This is a genomic window from Actinoalloteichus spitiensis RMV-1378, from assembly GCF_000239155.1.
Lineage (GTDB): Bacteria > Actinomycetota > Actinomycetes > Mycobacteriales > Pseudonocardiaceae > Actinoalloteichus_B > Actinoalloteichus_B spitiensis.
This window is the reverse complement of the sequence record NZ_AGVX02000546.1, coordinates 1-2,413: the sequence shown is the minus strand read 5'-3', so window position 1 is coordinate 2,413 and position 2,413 is coordinate 1. Positions and strand designations below refer to the sequence as shown.

General features: G+C 72.0%; 1 protein-coding gene. It reads left to right on the top strand.

The window, feature by feature from the left end; genetic code table 11:
* The first annotated feature begins 547 nt into the window (after positions 1–547).
* Entirely contained in the window at positions 548–2,377 is a 1,830-nt protein-coding gene (locus tag ACTIDRAF_RS30355; protein WP_157163190.1) for an AfsR/SARP family transcriptional regulator, read from the top strand.
* The last annotated feature ends 36 nt before the right edge of the window (positions 2,378–2,413 follow it).

The window sequence follows — 2,413 nt, the reverse complement described above, 5'->3', positions numbered from 1 at the left end:
ATCGGGCGCTCCGGTGCGGACCGGTTCCTCGGACCGGTGGCCGGGCGGGCGCGTACCTGGTGCGCGCCTCCCTCCACTCCGGTCATTCGTTCGAGTGGAGGTGGCGGAGCGGTCGGCCAGTATGTGAATCTTGTTCGCCTGCTTCTCGGCTTCTGGTGCCAGTCCGTTCGCATTTCGTCGCGAATCCGGGTGACAGCATCGCGCGATCGAGGCCATCGTCTTCCGCCGGTCCGAATCCTGCCGTTACGATCGGCGGCGGGCGCAGCGGCACCTGGGACATCGCTCGGACTCGCGGCCGGCGACATCCGCCCAGGACGACGGTGTTCCGTGCCGCGGAGATCGCCGGTGGCGGCCGCCGATCCCGGCCCATCCTCCCGCGAGCGGAACCGAAGCCTGGACACCGGCGCGACGTTGTTCCCACCGGCGTCGCCGTTTCGCCGCTCGCAGGTCGAACCCGTGTGACATGTCGGTTGGTTCGTCGTGATCAACGTCTGGTGAACGAGGGGTCGGGATTCCAGTGCCGCTGCGATGCAACTTCCTGGGACCGATGGAGATAACGCTGGACGGGCACGAGTGCACGCCCAGTCCGTCCAAGCTGCGTACCGTGATCGCGCTGCTCGCCCTGCGGCCCAACCAGCTGGTGCAGGCCAGACAACTCGTCGACGAACTGTGGGGCCAGAACCCGCCGGCCACCGCACCCGCGACCCTCCAGACCTACATCTACAAGCTCCGCAAGATGTTCGTCGCGGTGTCCCCCACCGCCACCGGCCTGTTCTTCACCCGGCGCGGCGGGTACGGCCTGGAGATCGAACCCCGGGACGTCGACTCCTTCCGCTTCCTCGACCTCGTCCGGGTCGGGCTGGGGGCGATGGACAGCGGTGACGCCGTGCGGGCCAGCGACCTGCTCAACCAGGCCCTCCGGCTGTGGCGGGGTGCCGCGCTGGACGACCTGGACACCGGGCCCGTGCTGGCGGCGCAGGTCACCAGGTTGGAGGAGAGCAGGCTGCGGGCGCTGGAGACGCGGATCGAGGCCGACCTCCGGCTGGGCCGGCACCGCTACCTCATCGGAGAGCTCAAGCAGCTCGTGATCACCCACCCGCTGCACGAGAGCTTCCACGGGCACCTGATGATCGCGCTGCACCAGTGCGGCCGGCAGCACGAGGCGCTGTCGACCTACCAGCGGCTCCGGCGGTTGATGATCGACGAACTCGGGCTCGAACCCTCCGCCGACCTGCGGAGGCTCCAACAGGACATCCTCGCCGGCGACGGGCCTGCCCAGCTGCTGCCCGGATTCGTGCGCTCGGCCCGCACCGTGCTCGGCAGCCCCGCCCAACTGCCCCCGCCCGTGCCGGACTTCGTGGGGCGGGAGAACCAGCTCCGCGACGGCGAGGCGTGGGTCCGGGCCCAGGTGGAGGACGGGACGTCCCGGCCGGTGGTCGTGGTGCGCGGCCTGCCCGGCATCGGTCGCCGCGCCTTCACCACCCAGCTCGCCCACCGGGTGCGGGAGCTGTTCCCCGACGGCCAGTTCCACCTCGACATGGCCGGTGCCGGTCCTGGGCGCGCCCACGACGCCCTCGCCCGGTTCCTGCGGGCGGCCGGCTTCGCCGAACCCGAGGTGCCCGCCGGCACCGAGGAGCGGGCCGACGTCTTCCGCACCTGGACGGCCAGCCGCCGGGTCCTCGTCTCCCTCACCGCGCCCGCCTCGGTGGAGGACGTCCTGCCGTTGTTGCCCACCGGCCCGCACTGCGCCGGGTTGATCGCGGCCCCCGGTGGTCTCGGCGAGATCAGCGGTGCGCGGGCGGTCGACCTGGAACCCCTGAGCACGCGGGAATGCCTGGAGCTGCTGACCTCGGTGGTCGGGCGACGGCGCATCCTCGCCGAACGGGAACAGGCCGAACGGCTCGCGGGGCTGTGCGGTGGGCTGCCGTTGGCGATCCGCTGCATCGGCGCGCGACTCGCCGCCGTCAGCCCGTGGCCGATCCGCAACGTGCTCCGGCAGCTGGAGGCGAGCCCGACGAGCCTGCTCGACCTGCTCACCTTCAACGGGTTGGACGTGCGCGCCCGGTTCGAGCTCGGTTGCCGGGGCCTCCCCGGGGAGGCCTTCGACGCGCTCTGCCGGCTCGCCGCCCTCGACGAGCCGGAGTTCGCCGCGAACCAGGTCGCGCCCTGGCTGGGCTGTTCGACGGTGGCCGCGGACCAGGTGTTGATGCAGCTGGCCCAGTGGCGGTTGTTGGAGCCGAGGATGCGGGAGACCAGCCGGGCCGACGGGGAACTGCGGTTCACCTTCCACCCGCTGCTGCGCCTGTTCGCCAGGGAACGGGTGCGCACCTCGGTGGAGGGACCGGACGCCGTGGGCCGTACCGGTACCGACGGCTGACCGGGTGGTCCGCCCCGCCCCGGCCGGGCCCCCACG